This is a genomic window from Yoonia sp. BS5-3 (genome assembly GCF_038069655.2).
GTDB classification, from domain to species: domain Bacteria; phylum Pseudomonadota; class Alphaproteobacteria; order Rhodobacterales; family Rhodobacteraceae; genus Yoonia; species Yoonia phaeophyticola.
In genome coordinates, this window is sequence record NZ_CP150951.2 from 1,219,387 (window position 1) to 1,233,991 (window position 14,605).

The following is a 14,605-nucleotide window of genomic DNA, read 5'->3' on the forward strand; positions in this document are numbered from 1 at the left end:
GGCCTGCTAGGAACGGGTAATTTTTATTAACTGGAGCAGTTTCCAATGTCCGATACACCCGAAAACGGTGCAAAACCCGCAGAACCCAAGCAAGTGAACAGCCGTGTCGTCGCCCAGTATATCCGCGACATGTCTTTCGAAAACATCCTGGCACAAAAAGGCGTGTCAGGTGACGCACAACCTGAAATTCAGGTGCAGGTTAACTTGGACGCACGTAAGCGGTCGGCCGAGAACCAGTTCGAGGTCATCACCAAGCTGAACATCACCAGCAAGACCAAAGAAAAAGGCGAGCCGCTTTTCGTTCTTGAGCTGGAATATGCTGGTGTTTTCCAGATCGAAGGTGTTCCGGATGAACAAATGCATCCGTATCTGTTGATCGAATGCCCGCGGATGACGTTCCCGTTCCTGCGCCGCATCGTTAGCGATGTCACACGCGATGGCGGCTTCCCGCCATTGAATCTGGAAACTATCGACTTCCTGTCGCTTTATCGCACAGAGCTCGCCCGTCGGGCAGAAGCAGAAAAAGCCAAAGTTAACTAAACGACTTTTTCCAAAGCGCATCGTCGCCCAACGCATCTATGAATGCTGTATGGGCGGCGGCCTCTTCTTCGGTAAGCTTTGACGCAAGCGGCGTTGGCCGTGCAGTCGGGCGCCAATTATCATCCTGATGATCATTTTTCGTCTCAGTTGACGCTGCTGTTAATGCAAAGTCAGGCTGCCTGCCCCCAATCAGCTCAAGATATACTTCGGCGAGGATTTCACTGTCCAAGAGCGCGCCGTGAAGGGTCCGAGACGAGTTATCGATGCCAAAACGCCGGCACAAGGCATCAAGTGAAGCAGGCGAGCCGGGAAAACGGCGCCGTGCGATGGCTAACGTATCCAGGGCCTGATCCATTGGCAAAAGCGGCATGTTCAGCCAGCCAAGTTCAGCATTCAGGAATTTCATATCAAAAGCGGCGTTGTGGATGACCAGCCGCGCATCGCGGACAAACGCGACAAATTCTGCAGCAATTTCTTTGAATACTGGTTTGTCGCTCAGGAATTCATCACCTAGGCCATGCACGGCAAAAGCCTCTTCCGGCATCGCGCGTTGTGGGTTGATATATTGATGATACGTGCGCCCCGTTGGAACATGCCCGATCAGCTCTACGGCACCAATTTCGACGATCCGATCACCCTCGTCCGGTTCAAACCCTGTGGTTTCCGTATCTAGAACGATCTCACGCATAGGCTGGCCCCGATAATTTAGCGATCAAGTCTTTCACGGCTGCTTTTGTATCATGAATGTTAAGCGTCTCAATCACATGATCCGCACGCGCCCGCTTGGTTGCATCGGGCATTTGGCGTGCCAGTATATCGTTAAATGCCGTTTCAGTCATACCAGGGCGGGCCAAAACACGGGCCCTTTGGACATCGGATGGCGCCGTCACAACGAGAACCGAACTCAACCAAGCCTCCGCCCCCGTTTCGAAGAGAAGCGGTATGTCGAACACAAGCAATGGATCTGAATGGGAGGTAATGAAGCCTTGTCGATCTTGAGCGACAAGCGGATGTACAATCTCTTCGAGTTGGTTCAGCACATTCGGATCAATCTTGATAAGATCTTTCAGCCGATCTCGGGAAACAGCGCCATTTTCGATAGCTTCGGGAAATCGCTTGGCAATTAACGGTACTGCAGCACCGTCTTTTGCGTACAAGCGATGAACTGCCGCATCAGCATCCCAAACGGGAACACCAAGAGACTGAAACATCTTTGCCGTGGTCGATTTTCCCATCCCGATCGATCCGGTCAGACCAAGCAGATATGTCATGCGAGAACAGCCTGGCGTGTATTGTCGTCAACCTCTGGACGCATGCCGAACCACCGCTCAAATCCGGGGACACCCTGGTGTAGCAGCATACCCAGACCGTCGACCGTCTTGCAGCCGATGGCTTCTGCGGCGATCAAGAAAGGTGTGCGCAATGGGGTATAGACAATATCCGTAACAACCGTTTGAGATTGCAAATCGTCCAAGGGTACCTTGAATTCCTGTGCGCCCTTCATCCCAAGTGATGTGGTGTTGATCACAATATGTGCGTCAGCCAACATCGGGCCGGCCTGCACCCAGTCGACAACTTTGATACGTGCACCAAATTCAGCCCGCAGCGCCTCAGCTTTTGGACGGGTCCGATTTGATAGCAATATCTCAGGCACGCCTGCATCAGCCAATGCCACAATGATCGCCCTTGCCGCGCCACCTGCACCGAGAATAGCAGCGGGTCCGGATTTGGGATTCCAGCCGGGTGCACCCTGTTTCAGATTTGCTATGAATCCATAACCATCTGTATTATCAGCAAAAATCCTGCCGTCTTCTTTGAAAGTCAGTGTATTTGCCGCACCGATTAGCGTTGCGCGGTCAGTGATGTGATCGGCAAGTTGAAGTACAGAGACCTTGTGCGGCAAGGTTACATTTGCGCCGATAAAACCTTGGCCCGGTAAAGATCGGATTGTGGTTTCCAAATCCTCTTCGGCAACTTGAAGCGCAGTGTAACTGCCAGCCAAATCATAGCGGCGGAGCCAATAATTGTGGAGTTTCGGTGAGAGCGAATGACTGATCGGATTGCCGATCACACCTGCTTTTGGAATATCCGTCATTATTCAATTGTCCCTCTAAGCGCGAGATAAGACAAGAGCTCAAGAAGCGGCAGCCCCAGCACATTGAAATGATCACCTTCGATACGTGTGAACAAACGTACACCTTCTTCTTCAAGCTTGTAGGCCCCCACCGCATGCTGGATGCTTTCCCAGTTACGAGAAACATATGATTGAAGGTAGGTATCCGAAAAATCGCGCATGAACAGACGAACGAAACCGACATGGCGCCACAGTGGTTTACCATCAAGATAGATAACAGCTGCAGAGAAAAGTTGGTGCTTTTGTCCGCGCAGCTTTTTTAACTGATCAACCGCTACCTCTGTCGAGGCAGGTTTGGCGAAAATCGTCTGCCCCATCGCAAGAATTTGGTCACAGCCGATGACAAGGGCACCGGGTGCTTTGACCGACACACGTTGTGCCTTCATTTCTGCCAGGCTGCCGGCAATATCACGCGGGCTGGCTTGCTCTGCTTGCAAAGACTGGCGAATGAGGTCTTCATCAATGCGCGCAATCACTGTGGTAAAGTCCACGCAAGCGTTACGGAGCAATGTTGCCCGAATTTCTGAGCCAGAAGCCAAGATGATCGGCTCAGACATGTGGATAACCTTTAGGAAAAACGATGTGCATTCAAGAGGACCAACTGTGCATCTTCAGTCCGCCAACGGCTGGCTGGGGACTGTCCAGGTTTTCTATCACGACGATCCAACGGTTTTCCACAGTGCGTAAGAATAATTTGTGCTTGGGGACAAACTAGGATCAAACGCATGACATCCACCTTCTCGACAGCACATTGCTGGGTTCGGATGAGGTACAAGGCATTGATAATAATAATGTATATTTGAAAAATGCTACTACTTCTCAATCATCTAACGGCCGGGGATAAGTTTGAGGATAGAAAAATAAGTCACAGAAAATCTGCGTACAAACAACTACATCATCTTTTCTTTCTTTCTATATTTATCAAAGAAGAAAAACAAAGAAGGTAAAACGGCATGGATATATTGATCGGATACTATGATTGGATCAAAGCGGTACATATCATGGCCGTGATCGCTTGGATGGCAGGATTGTTCTATCTGCCAAGACTATTTGTCTATCATGCTGAGCGTGCTGCAGTCGGTTCCGAAATGGATAAAACCTTTCAGATCATGGAAGAAAAGCTACTGCGGGTGATCATGACGCCGGCGATGATTGTCGCTTGGGTGGCCGGACTTATGATGATTGGGATGGGTGGGTTTGATTGGGGTTCTGTTTGGGCCTGGGTTAAAATCATATCTGTTGTCTTGATGTCAGGTGCGCATGGCTGGATGAGTGCACGACGGAAGGATTTTGCAACTGGTCAGAATACACGGTCTGGACGGACGTATCGGTTGGCGAATGAGGTCCCGACAGTACTGATGGTCTTCATCGTTATTGCGGTGATAGTGCGGCCGTTCTGAAACATTGACTCGCATAGCATGTCTAGCTTATACGCCGAGGCACTTCCCGTCCGGGAAAGTATTTTCCATGTAATCTCAAAAATAGGGCAACTTTCTTTTGCCCGTGGAATGCTTCTATGTCCCAACATCGATTGAATCTTGCTGATCTCAAGGCGCAAAGCCCGAAAGACCTACTTTCGCTGGCTGAAGAGCTTGAAATTGAGAATGCGTCTACGATGCGCAAAGGCGACATGATGTTCGCGATCCTGAAAGAACGGGCGGATGAGGAATGGGTCATCGGTGGAGACGGTGTTCTAGAAGTGCTTCAGGACGGGTTTGGATTTCTCAGATCACCCGAAGCAAACTATCTGCCAGGTCCTGATGATATTTATGTATCGCCTGATATGATCAGGAAACACTCTTTGCGGACCGGGGATACGGTCGAAGGCGTGATGAAAGAGCCAAATGATAGTGAGCGGTACTTTGCGCTTACATCGGTGGAACGGATCAACTTCGAAGAGCCGGAGAAAGCGAAGCATAAGGTTGCGTTTGACAACTTGACACCGCTCTATCCTGATGAGCGGCTAAATATGGAAGTGGAAGATCCGACGATTAAGGACCGGTCAGCCCGGATTATCGATTTGGTTGCGCCAATTGGTAAAGGGCAGCGATCGCTGATTGTTGCACCACCGCGGACGGGTAAGACGGTGTTGCTGCAAAATATTGCCAACTCGATCGAGAAAAATCACCCAGAGTGTTATCTGATCGTTTTGCTGATTGATGAGCGTCCTGAAGAAGTGACTGATATGCAGAGATCAGTGAAAGGCGAGGTTGTTTCATCCACTTTTGATGAGCCAGCGTCGCGCCATGTTGCGGTTTCTGAGATGGTAATCGAAAAGGCGAAGCGGCTGGTTGAACATAAGCGTGATGTTGTCATCCTACTGGATTCGATTACGCGTTTAGGACGAGCATTTAACACGACCGTCCCATCCTCTGGTAAGGTTCTGACGGGTGGTGTTGATGCGAATGCGTTGCAACGGCCGAAGCGTTTCTTTGGTGCTGCGCGGAATATTGAGGAAGGTGGATCGCTTACGATCATTGCGACAGCTTTGATTGATACGGGATCGCGGATGGATGAGGTAATCTTTGAAGAATTCAAAGGTACTGGCAACAGCGAGATTGTGTTGGATCGGAAGGTTGCAGATAAGCGCGTCTTCCCAGCGATGGATATCCTGAAATCTGGTACGCGGAAAGAAGAGTTGCTGGTCGATAAAGGTGATCTTGCCAAGACTTATGTGTTGCGTCGGATTCTCAACCCGATGGGGACCACTGACGCAATCGAATTCTTGATTGGAAAGCTGAAGCAGACCAAGACAAATTCTGACTTCTTCGATTCAATGAATACGTAATTTATTGTTTATTTACAATAGGTTGTATATTTGGACACGATTTTTGCCCTAGCAACGGCGCGTGGTCGGGCCGGTGTAGCGGTTGTCAGAATATCTGGCAGCCAAGCACGGGGTGCGGCAGGCCGAATTATGCGGGATGTTCCAACATCGCGCGGTGTCCGTCGCCTTTTTGATGCTGAGGGCGAACTTTTAGATAAGGCTTTGGTATTGTGCTTTGATCGCGGTCGAAGCTTTACAGGCGAAGACGTTGTAGAACTGCACTTACATGGCAGTCCAGCGATTGTCGTGGCGGTGCTAAGCATTCTTGGTTCAGATACAGCTTTGCGTCCAGCCGATGCGGGAGAGTTTACAAGGCGGGCGTTGGACAATGGTTGTCTTGATTTAGCACAGGTTGAGGGACTTGCTGATCTGATTGATGCCGAGACAGAGAGCCAGCGAAAGCAGGCTTTGCGTGTGTTCTCTGGCGCCTTGGGTGAGATTGCAGAGCGGTGGCGCTCAATGTTGATCCGCGCGGCAGCTTTACTAGAGGCTACGATTGATTTTGTTGATGAAGAAGTACCCGTTGATGTGACGCCAGAGGTAGATCAGTTGCTGCGGGCAGTTACGCTGGAGATGAATAAGGAGATCGCGGGGGTACATATCGCTGAACGCATTCGGGATGGTTTTGAAGTGGCGATTATCGGTGAGCCGAATGTTGGGAAGTCTACTTTACTTAATCGGCTTGCTGGTCGAGAGGTCGCGATTACTTCGGAAGTAGCAGGTACAACGCGGGACGTCATTGAGGTTAGGATGGATTTGCAGGGTATTCCTGTGACAGTTCTTGATACAGCGGGAATGCGGGAGACAGATGATTTTATCGAAGGTCTGGGTGTAGAGAAAGCAAAGGAACGCGCCGCAAGAGCGGATGTTCGTGTCCATATGATGTTAGATGATAGTATACCAACACCAAATATCGATAGCGGAGATATTTACGTGCGAGCAAAGGCAGATCTGTCAGACAGTGCTGCGCTGTCGGTTTCCGGTATGACAGGTGCTGGTGTCGACAGATTGATTGGGTTGGTAAGCGAGATTCTTGAAGAGCGCGTTGCTGCCGTTGGCGTTGCTATGCGTGAACGACATCGGAATGCAATGCAAAGGGCGGTAGAATACCTAAGTGTAGCGGTCACTATGTTGGAAGATGAAAACGCTACAGTGGATCTAATTGCTGAAGAGCTTCGATCGGCGATTCGATCGGTAGATAGCCTTGTTGGCCGGGTTGATGTAGAACATGTATTAGATGAGATCTTTTCCAGTTTTTGCATTGGCAAATAAGGAGTGTTTCACGTGAAACATTTGGATTACGACGTGGTTGTTATTGGCGGTGGGCATGCCGGAGCTGAAGCTGCACATGCTGTCGCGCGTATGACACGTCGTGTCGCGCTTGTTACGCTAAGTCGTGACACGATTGGTGTCATGTCATGTAATCCAGCGATTGGTGGTTTGGGAAAGGGACACCTGGTCCGCGAAATTGACGCACTTGATGGTGTTATGGCCCGGGTAGCTGATAAAGCTGGTATTCAATTCCGTCTTCTAAACCGAAAAAAAGGTCCAGCAGTTCAGGGTCCTCGGGCCCAATCAGATCGTGCAATCTATCGGTCCGAGATTCAGCGAGAGCTATTTGAGCTGGATGACCTCGATATTATCGAGGGCGAAGCGACTGATCTTCTAATGGAAGGTGATCGTGTCGTCGGTGTGTCGTTGAAAGATGGATCGGAGATTAGGTCCTGTAGCGTCATTTTGACCACAGGAACATTTCTGCGTGGTGTTATCCATATTGGTGACGTATCTCGGCCAGGAGGACGCATGGGCGACGATCCATCAATCAAGATGGCCGAGCGGCTCGAAAGCTATAACCTGCCGCTTGGACGCCTGAAAACTGGTACACCGCCTAGATTGGATGGTCGGACTATTGACTGGGATCGCTTAGAAAAGCAGCCCAGCGATACTCAGCCTGTGTTGTTCTCGTTCCTATCGAGTGCCCCTTTCGCCCGACAAATCGAGTGTGGCATTACGCATACAAATGAGAAGACTCATGAGATCATTCGCAAAAATCTAGATAGATCCGCGATGTATGGTGGGCATATCGATGGAATTGGTCCTAGATACTGCCCCTCAATCGAGGATAAAATTGTCCGTTTCTCCGAAAAACCGTCGCATCAGATATTCTTAGAGCCGGAAGGGTTGAACTCAGATACAGTATATCCAAACGGAATCTCGACATCGTTGCCCGTTGATGTGCAAAACACCTATGTGAAATCAATCTATGGTCTTGAAAAGGCGGAGATTTTGCAGCCAGGATACGCGATCGAATATGACTATGTGGATCCCAGATCATTGAAGGAAACACTTGAATTGCGCTCGGTGCCTGGACTTTACCTTGCAGGGCAAATTAATGGGACGACAGGTTATGAGGAGGCAGCTGCGCAAGGCCTTGTAGCAGGACTGAATGCGGCATCAGCGGCAGCTGGAAAAGACACAATCGTGTTTAGTCGAAGAGAATCCTATATAGGAGTGATGATTGATGATCTTATCACCCGGGGCGTATCAGAACCGTATCGAATGTTCACATCACGCGCTGAATTTCGGCTCTCACTTCGCGCGGACAACGCAGATCAACGGCTAACAGAATTTGGTCGCAAAATTAGCTGTGTTGGCGATGAGCGTTGGCAAAAATACTCATCGAAGATGGATAAAATTAATAGCGCACGGGTTGCGCTTGATAAAATTACAATAAGTGCTCGTGATATCGCTGGATCTGGCGCGAACCTAAATGCTGATGGCCCTAAAAGATCGGCTTTAGACGCACTGTCGTTGGCTGATTTTGGTTTTGCTCAACTACAGGAAATTGAGCCTGCAACGACGTCTATTTCTAAGGACATTCAAAAACAAATCAAGAATGATGCGTTATATGCACATTACATTGCCCGTCAGGCCCGAGACATTGCAGCTTTGGAGCGGGATGAAAAACAACGAATACCAGATGATTTTGATTACGGAGCAGTTGGTGGATTGTCGAATGAGCTCGTGGTGAAGTTGGTTTCGGTACGGCCTAGCAGTATCGCACATGCTGGGCGGATTGAGGGAATGACCCCGGCGGCGCTCATGCTGTTGATCAGTGCGTTGAAGCGGCAGCAACAAGTGGCGACAGGCACCTAATATGCCGAATGAAGTTGCCGGCGAAGATGTTTCACGTGAAACATTTGATGATTTAATCAAGTTCTCAGATTTGGTCCGAAAATGGACCACGAAGATCAATCTTATCGCTCCGAGTACCATTGATGACATCTGGAGTCGGCATGTCGTCGATTCATCCCAACTATTTCGATATGCTCCAAATCAGTTCAACCATTGGGTCGATATCGGCAGTGGAGGTGGCTTTCCCGGGATTGTCATGGCGATATACGCAAAAGAACAACAGCCTGCTGCAAAATTCACTCTCATTGAGAGTGATCAGAGAAAAGCGACATTCCTGAGAACAGCGTCCCGAGAGTTGAGCTTGAATGTAAGTGTCGTTGCCGCTCGAATCGAAGATGTCCCATATGGCGCAGCAGATATTGTATCGGCCCGCGCCTTAGCCACACTATCTACCCTTCTCCCATTGGCTAATCAACACCTCGCACCTGATGGAACTTGTCTATTTCACAAAGGGAAGCGTGTTGATGAAGAAATAGAGGAAGCACGGAAAAATTGGCTGTTTGACCTTGAAGAACACCCAAGTTTCACCGATCCTGCCGCCCGACTCCTCGTTATTCAAAGGATATCTCGTGCCGAATAATTCTTCTTCAAACGGCCCCAAAATCATTGCAATAGCGAACCAAAAGGGTGGAGTTGGGAAGACAACCACGACTATCAATCTTGGCGCAGCGTTGGCTGAGAAGACGAAAAAGGTCCTTTTGATTGACCTGGATCCGCAAGGGAATGCCTCTACCGGACTAGGTATTGATCAAGATATGCGTCAAGCTACCACATATGATCTTTTGTCCGGCGACGCTGATCTTTCCGATGCATCGCAAACTACGGCGATTCAGAATTTGTCGATCGTACCCGCAACCACCGATCTAAGCTCTGCAGACATAGAACTTATCGACAATGAGAAACGAAGTTTTCTACTCAAAACTGTACTCCGCGATATTTCAAACGACAAAGCCCCGTATGACTATATCTTGATTGATTGTCCTCCATCGCTCAATATATTGACAGTCAATGCCATGGTCGCAGCGCATTCAATCCTTGTACCGCTGCAAAGCGAGTTTTTCGCGCTTGAGGGTCTGTCCCAATTAATCCTGACAGTAAGAGACGTACGGCAGTCAGCAAACCCCGACTTGCGGATCGAAGGGATCGTGCTGACAATGTATGATGCGCGAAATAATTTATCGCTTCAGGTCGAGGAAGATGCGCGCGACAATATGGGCGATATGGTTTTCAAAACGGTGATCCCACGGAATGTCCGAGTCAGTGAGGCGCCGTCGTTTGCCATCCCAGTTCTCGCCTATGACAGTGGTTCAAAGGGTAGCGCAGCGTATCGATCGCTTGCTAGCGAACTTATCAAAAACAACAAAAATACAGGGACATAGAAAATGGCGAAGAAGACAACAAAGACCCGTGGACTAGGTCGCGGCTTGTCGGCGCTGATGTCTGATGTGGCGCAAGATGGTACCGAAAATGTAGGCACCAAACGCGCCGACCTCGTTGTGCCTATTGAGCAAGTTCATCCCAACCCTGATCAGCCACGACGCACCTTTGATGAAGATGCTTTGAAGGAACTGGCAACTTCGGTTGCGGAAAAAGGTATTATCCAGCCGATTATCGTCCGTCGCCAGGGCAATTCCGAAAGCTATGAAATCGTTGCAGGCGAACGTCGGTGGCGGGCTGCGCAAATTGCCAAATTGCACGAAGTACCGATCCTGATACGTGATTATGATGATACGGAAGTCCTCGAGATTGCGATCATCGAAAACATCCAGCGTTCTGACCTGAACCCGGTGGATGAGGCAGCTGGCTATCGTCAGCTGATGGACAAATTTGGCCACACTCAAGAGAAGCTGGCAACAGCGCTTGGCAAAAGCCGTAGTCACATCGCAAATGTCATGCGTCTATTAACCTTGCCCGAAGAAGTGCAAGGGTATTTGGTTTCAGGCACGCTCTCAGCTGGTCATGCCCGGGCACTTATCGGCAAAGACAATGCCGTTGAGTTAGCGCGTGAAGTTATCCAGCGTAAACTTTCCGTCCGCGACACCGAAAGCTTGGCGAAAAAAGGACCGGCGATCAAGAAGAGGTCTGTATCAGGTGCGCCGGTGCCGAAAGATGCCGACACCGTCCAAATTGAAAACGAACTTACCGCAAGCCTTGGTATGAAAGTCACGATTGATCATAAAGCCGGCGATAATGGTGGTAAGCTCGCGATTTCATACAAATCGCTTGATCAATTGGATGATCTCTTGCGGACCTTGTCCGGCGGCTAAGGTGAAAGTAATTCGCGTAGAACAGCATTCAAAACCGGCCGGCCTTCTGCTGTAGATCGTAACCGGTTTTCTTGAATATCGAGCATACAAATTTCTATTAAGCTACTGATTTTTTTATAAAAAGTATTTCCACTTAATGCATTCAACCGGTCTAACGATATACCGTCCCGCAGCCGCATCCCCATCAACAAAAACTCTGAAACTTGATCCTCGATACTCAACGAAGAACGGTTAGATTCGCCGCTGCCACTCTTGTTGACTTGGGATAACCACGAGGTTGGGGCGCTAGGGGCTTCCGTTGAATAACGTTGGCCGTCGATGGTCAGTCGTCCATGAGCGCCTGGTCCGATCCCGGCATAGTCACCATATTGCCAGTAAATCCGATTATGCGTGCTTTCGAAGCCTGGCTTTGCATGGTTCGAAATTTCATAACCATTGAATCCAGCGGCGTCGCAAATTTCCTGTGTTAAGGCATACATGTCGGCGGCATCATCATCGTCTGGCAAATCGCGCAACTTCCCTGCCGCATAGCGATCTCCAAACGCCGTGCCGTCCTCGATGGTAAGTTGATATAAGGACAAATGATCAATCGCCATGGACAGCGCTTGCTTCAGTTCCGCCTCCCAAGCCTGTAACGACTGTCCCTGTCGTGCATAAATCAAATCAAAACTGACGCGATCGAAATTCTTACGGGCGATTTCAAATGCATCCAAGGCCTCTGCCGCGCTGTGCAAACGCCCCAACGCGCGTAAATCGGTGTCGTTCAGCGCCTGAATGCCCATTGAAACGCGATTAACGCCAGCACCGCGATATCCGGCAAATCGTCCGGCTTCGACTGAGGTCGGGTTAGCTTCCAGCGTGATCTCTATATTGTTCGCAATCTGCCAAGTCGCGCGCACTTTGGTCAGCACCGCATCGACAAGATCAGGGTCCATCATACTTGGCGTTCCGCCACCAAAAAACACTGACCGCAAAATACGGCCTTCGGTTTCAGCTCCGATCCGGCCGATTTCGCTCAGATAGGCCCTTTTCCAAGCTTTCTGGTCAATCTGGCTGACAACATGCGAGTTGAAGTCGCAATACGGGCACTTTGCCTGACAAAATGGCCAGTGGATATAGAGCCCAAACCCGCCATGTTCCCAGTCTTCAGGCAAAGCAACCAGCGATCAACTTTGCCATCGCATCGGCGCGGTGGCTGATCTTGTTCTTTTCCCAGCGATCCATTTCCCCGAAGGTCACATCATAACCATCAGGTTGAAAAATGGGATCATATCCATGTCCTTGATCGCCGCGCATCGGCCACACTATTTGCCCTGGCATCACGCCTGCAAATACTTCGTCATGACCATCTGGCCACGCCAGAACCATCGTGCAACAAAAACGAGCGGTCCGCGGAAATGGCGCTGATACAGTCTCTAACGCAGCCCAAGTCCGCTCCATTGCCAAATTAAAGTCACGTCCGTTTGGCGTTTCGGCCCAATCTGCCGTGTAGACGCCAGGCGCCCCATCCAAACCATCAACCTCAATACCGCTATCATCGGCAAGACAGGGCAAGCCCGTCGCCTTTGCCGCCGCATGTGCTTTGATCCTCGCATTGCCAACAAAGGTTGTTTCCGTTTCTTCCGGCTCTGGAAGTTTATGATCGGCGTTTGATGTCAGCGAGATATCGAACGGAGACAGCAGATTCACCATCTCCTCCAGTTTACCGGTATTATGGGTTGCGATCACCAAAGTATCGCCATCGAATTTCCGCATCAGGACACCGCGGTCAATTGTGCTTGTGTCAGTTCAGCCACGCCTTTTTCGGCCAGATCCAACAGCCCATCCATTTGCGCGCGGGTGAATGTTGACCCTTCTGCGGACATTTGAACCTCAATCAACTTACCGCCCGTCATGACAAAGTTGCCATCGACGCCAGCCTCGCTGTCTTCGGGATAATCAAGATCAAGCACCTCTTGCCCTGCATAAATGCCGCACGAGATCGCCGCGACCGGATCGACCAATGGATCGGCCACAACATCCCCTGCTTTCATCAGTTTTTGAACGGCAAGCTTTAGCGCGACCCAACCGCCAGTGATCGATGCGCAGCGTGTCCCGCCGTCAGCTTGTATGACATCGCAATCAACAACGATTTGCCGCTCACCCAGCGCCACACGGTCAACGCCTGCGCGCAAGGATCGGCCAATCAGCCGCTGAATTTCTTGTGTCCGGCCCGATTGGCCATTCTTTGCCTCACGGCGCATGCGCGTGTTCGTCGCGCGGGGTAGCATTCCATATTCAGCTGTGACCCAACCGAGGCCAGAATTTTTCAGGAATGGGGGCACGCGTTCATCAATTGTTGCGGTGCAAAGCACATGGGTATTCCCACATTTGATCAGGCAAGAGCCCTCCGCATGCATCGTTACCCCCGTTTCAATGGTAACAGGGCGCATTTCATTGGTCTGTCGGCCGGATGGACGCATGGGATCACTCCTAATTGTTGCTTCTCTCGGATACGCTGCTCAATTATGAAATCCAACCCCGATTGACGCCGGGCATGCTTTCGTTTTAATTGCCTCGCCCTAGTTTGAGAACCTGATGAACGATCAGACGCCCAACATTGAAGAAATGAACGAACGATCGCGCGAAGTTTTTCGCCGCGTTGTCGAAGGCTATCTCGAAAGCGGTGCACCTGTGGGCTCACGTACCCTGACTCGCAGTTTCTCTGAGCAGGTCAGCGCAGCCACGATCCGAAATGTCATGCAGGATCTTGAGTTTTTGGGTCTTCTCGACAGTCCACATGTCAGTGCCGGTCGGATACCCACGCAGCTTGGTCTTCGTATGTTTGTCGATGGATTGCTTGAGGTTGGCGACCTGGACAATAAAGATCGTGAAACAATTGATCGGACGCTTGGCGGCCATGATCAAGATGTTGGGACGGTTCTAGATCAAGTTGGCCAAGCTTTATCTGGCGTTACGCATGGTGCTAGCCTGGTTCTCACCCCAAAACACGAAGCGCCGATCAAGCACATCGAATTTGTTTCACTTGCACGGGATCGAGCCCTTGTTGTGCTGGTCTTCGCTGATGGTCATGTTGAGAACCGGATTTTTACACCACCCGCCGGACAAACCCCCTCATCCATGCGCGAAGCTGCGAATTTCATCAATGCGATTGCTGAAGGTCGGACATTGTCCGAGCTTGGTTCAGTGATTTCCCGAGAAATTGCTGCGCGGCGTCAAGAAATTGATAGCCTAGCGGCCGATTTGGTCGAAAACGGGCTGGCGCTCTGGGAAAATGAAGGTGAAGCAACCGAACGGCTGATCGTGCGCGGCCGGGGCAACCTGCTATCTGACAGCGAAGATGAAGTCGACCTGGAACGTATCCGTAGCCTGTTTGATGACCTCGAACGCAAACGTGATATCGCCCAATTCCTGGATTTGACCGAAGATGGCGACGGTGTGCGCATTTTTATTGGGTCAGAGAACAAATTGTTCTCACTTTCGGGTTCCTCTCTCGTCGTTTCCCCTTATATGAACGCCGACCGCAAGATTATTGGCGCCGTTGGTGTCATTGGTCCGACACGTTTGAACTATGGGCGGATCGTGCCCATCGTAAATTACACCGCGCAGCTGGTGGGCAAGATGATTGCCGACCGCTCATGA

The 14,605-nt window shown here is 50.3% G+C and carries 16 protein-coding genes; 9 read left to right on the forward strand and 7 right to left on the reverse strand.

Translation table 11 applies throughout. The annotated features are described in order from the left end of the window. The first annotated feature begins 45 nt into the window (after positions 1-45). Positions 46-540 carry a protein-export chaperone SecB gene (gene secB, locus AABB29_RS06235; RefSeq protein ID WP_341367755.1) on the forward strand — a complete coding sequence of 165 codons (495 nt, stop codon included), beginning with the start codon at positions 46-48 and terminating at the stop codon, positions 538-540. On the opposite strand, the gene dnaQ is transcribed toward secB, so the two are convergent. Genes dnaQ through AABB29_RS06255 form a run of 4 tightly spaced genes read right to left on the reverse strand, consistent with a single transcriptional unit; the run spans position 533 to position 3,231 of the window. Beyond that, entirely contained in the window at positions 533-1,228 is a 696-nt protein-coding gene (gene dnaQ / locus AABB29_RS06240) for a DNA polymerase III subunit epsilon (RefSeq protein ID WP_341367754.1), read from the reverse strand. The two genes, secB and dnaQ, sit on opposite strands and share 8 nt — an antisense overlap. Continuing rightward, complete coding sequence (gene coaE, locus AABB29_RS06245; RefSeq protein WP_341367753.1) at positions 1,221-1,811, reverse strand: dephospho-CoA kinase; 591 nt, start codon at positions 1,809-1,811, stop codon at positions 1,221-1,223. Before coaE ends, dnaQ begins: the two co-directional genes overlap by 8 nt. Then, positions 1,808-2,635, reverse strand: a complete 828-nt coding sequence (locus AABB29_RS06250) for a shikimate dehydrogenase (protein ID WP_341367752.1) — start codon at positions 2,633-2,635, stop codon at positions 1,808-1,810. The genes coaE and AABB29_RS06250 overlap by 4 nt, the downstream gene beginning before the upstream one ends. After that, positions 2,635-3,231, reverse strand: a complete 597-nt coding sequence (locus AABB29_RS06255; protein ID WP_341367751.1) for a Maf family nucleotide pyrophosphatase — start codon at positions 3,229-3,231, stop codon at positions 2,635-2,637. Before AABB29_RS06255 ends, AABB29_RS06250 begins: the two co-directional genes overlap by 1 nt. Positions 3,232-3,627: 396 nt before the next feature. Between AABB29_RS06255 and hemJ the strand changes: the two genes are divergently transcribed. From hemJ to AABB29_RS06290, 7 genes are all read left to right on the forward strand, one after another. After that, positions 3,628-4,074: a protoporphyrinogen oxidase HemJ gene (gene hemJ / locus AABB29_RS06260; RefSeq protein ID WP_341367750.1), complete on the forward strand. Its 447-nt coding sequence runs from the start codon at positions 3,628-3,630 to the stop codon at positions 4,072-4,074. Positions 4,075-4,190: 116 nt separating this feature from the next. Continuing rightward, complete coding sequence (rho, locus tag AABB29_RS06265; protein WP_341367749.1) at positions 4,191-5,462, forward strand: transcription termination factor Rho; 1,272 nt, start codon at positions 4,191-4,193, stop codon at positions 5,460-5,462. Positions 5,463-5,492: 30 nt separating this feature from the next. Then, positions 5,493-6,773 (forward strand): tRNA uridine-5-carboxymethylaminomethyl(34) synthesis GTPase MnmE, encoded by a 1,281-nt coding sequence (mnmE, locus tag AABB29_RS06270; protein WP_341367748.1) that lies wholly within the window; start codon positions 5,493-5,495, stop codon positions 6,771-6,773. A gap of 12 nt (positions 6,774-6,785) precedes the next feature. Next, on the forward strand, positions 6,786-8,657 hold the full coding sequence (mnmG, locus tag AABB29_RS06275) for a tRNA uridine-5-carboxymethylaminomethyl(34) synthesis enzyme MnmG (protein ID WP_341367747.1): 1,872 nt from the start codon (positions 6,786-6,788) through the stop codon (positions 8,655-8,657). A gap of 1 nt (position 8,658) precedes the next feature. Continuing rightward, positions 8,659-9,276, forward strand: a complete 618-nt coding sequence (rsmG, locus tag AABB29_RS06280; protein ID WP_341367746.1) for a 16S rRNA (guanine(527)-N(7))-methyltransferase RsmG — start codon at positions 8,659-8,661, stop codon at positions 9,274-9,276. Further along, positions 9,266-10,075, forward strand: a complete 810-nt coding sequence (locus tag AABB29_RS06285) for an AAA family ATPase (RefSeq protein ID WP_341367745.1) — start codon at positions 9,266-9,268, stop codon at positions 10,073-10,075. The genes rsmG and AABB29_RS06285 overlap by 11 nt, the downstream gene beginning before the upstream one ends. A 3-nt stretch (positions 10,076-10,078) precedes the next feature. Then, complete coding sequence (locus AABB29_RS06290) at positions 10,079-10,963, forward strand: ParB/RepB/Spo0J family partition protein (RefSeq protein WP_341367744.1); 885 nt, start codon at positions 10,079-10,081, stop codon at positions 10,961-10,963. Here the strand turns inward: AABB29_RS06290 and hemW are convergent. Genes hemW through rph form a run of 3 tightly spaced genes read right to left on the reverse strand, consistent with a single transcriptional unit; the run spans position 10,960 to position 13,425 of the window. Continuing rightward, on the reverse strand, positions 10,960-12,117 hold the full coding sequence (hemW, locus tag AABB29_RS06295; RefSeq protein ID WP_341367743.1) for a radical SAM family heme chaperone HemW: 1,158 nt from the start codon (positions 12,115-12,117) through the stop codon (positions 10,960-10,962). The two genes, AABB29_RS06290 and hemW, sit on opposite strands and share 4 nt — an antisense overlap. Then, complete coding sequence (rdgB, locus tag AABB29_RS06300) at positions 12,110-12,718, reverse strand: RdgB/HAM1 family non-canonical purine NTP pyrophosphatase (RefSeq protein WP_341367742.1); 609 nt, start codon at positions 12,716-12,718, stop codon at positions 12,110-12,112. The genes hemW and rdgB overlap by 8 nt, the downstream gene beginning before the upstream one ends. Further along, a complete protein-coding gene (rph, locus tag AABB29_RS06305; RefSeq protein ID WP_341367741.1) occupies positions 12,718-13,425 on the reverse strand; it encodes a ribonuclease PH in 708 nt (235 codons plus the stop codon). Before rph ends, rdgB begins: the two co-directional genes overlap by 1 nt. A gap of 115 nt (positions 13,426-13,540) precedes the next feature. Here rph and hrcA point away from each other — a divergent pair, with 115 nt between their 5' ends. After that, on the forward strand, positions 13,541-14,605 hold the full coding sequence (hrcA, locus tag AABB29_RS06310; protein WP_341367740.1) for a heat-inducible transcriptional repressor HrcA: 1,065 nt from the start codon (positions 13,541-13,543) through the stop codon (positions 14,603-14,605).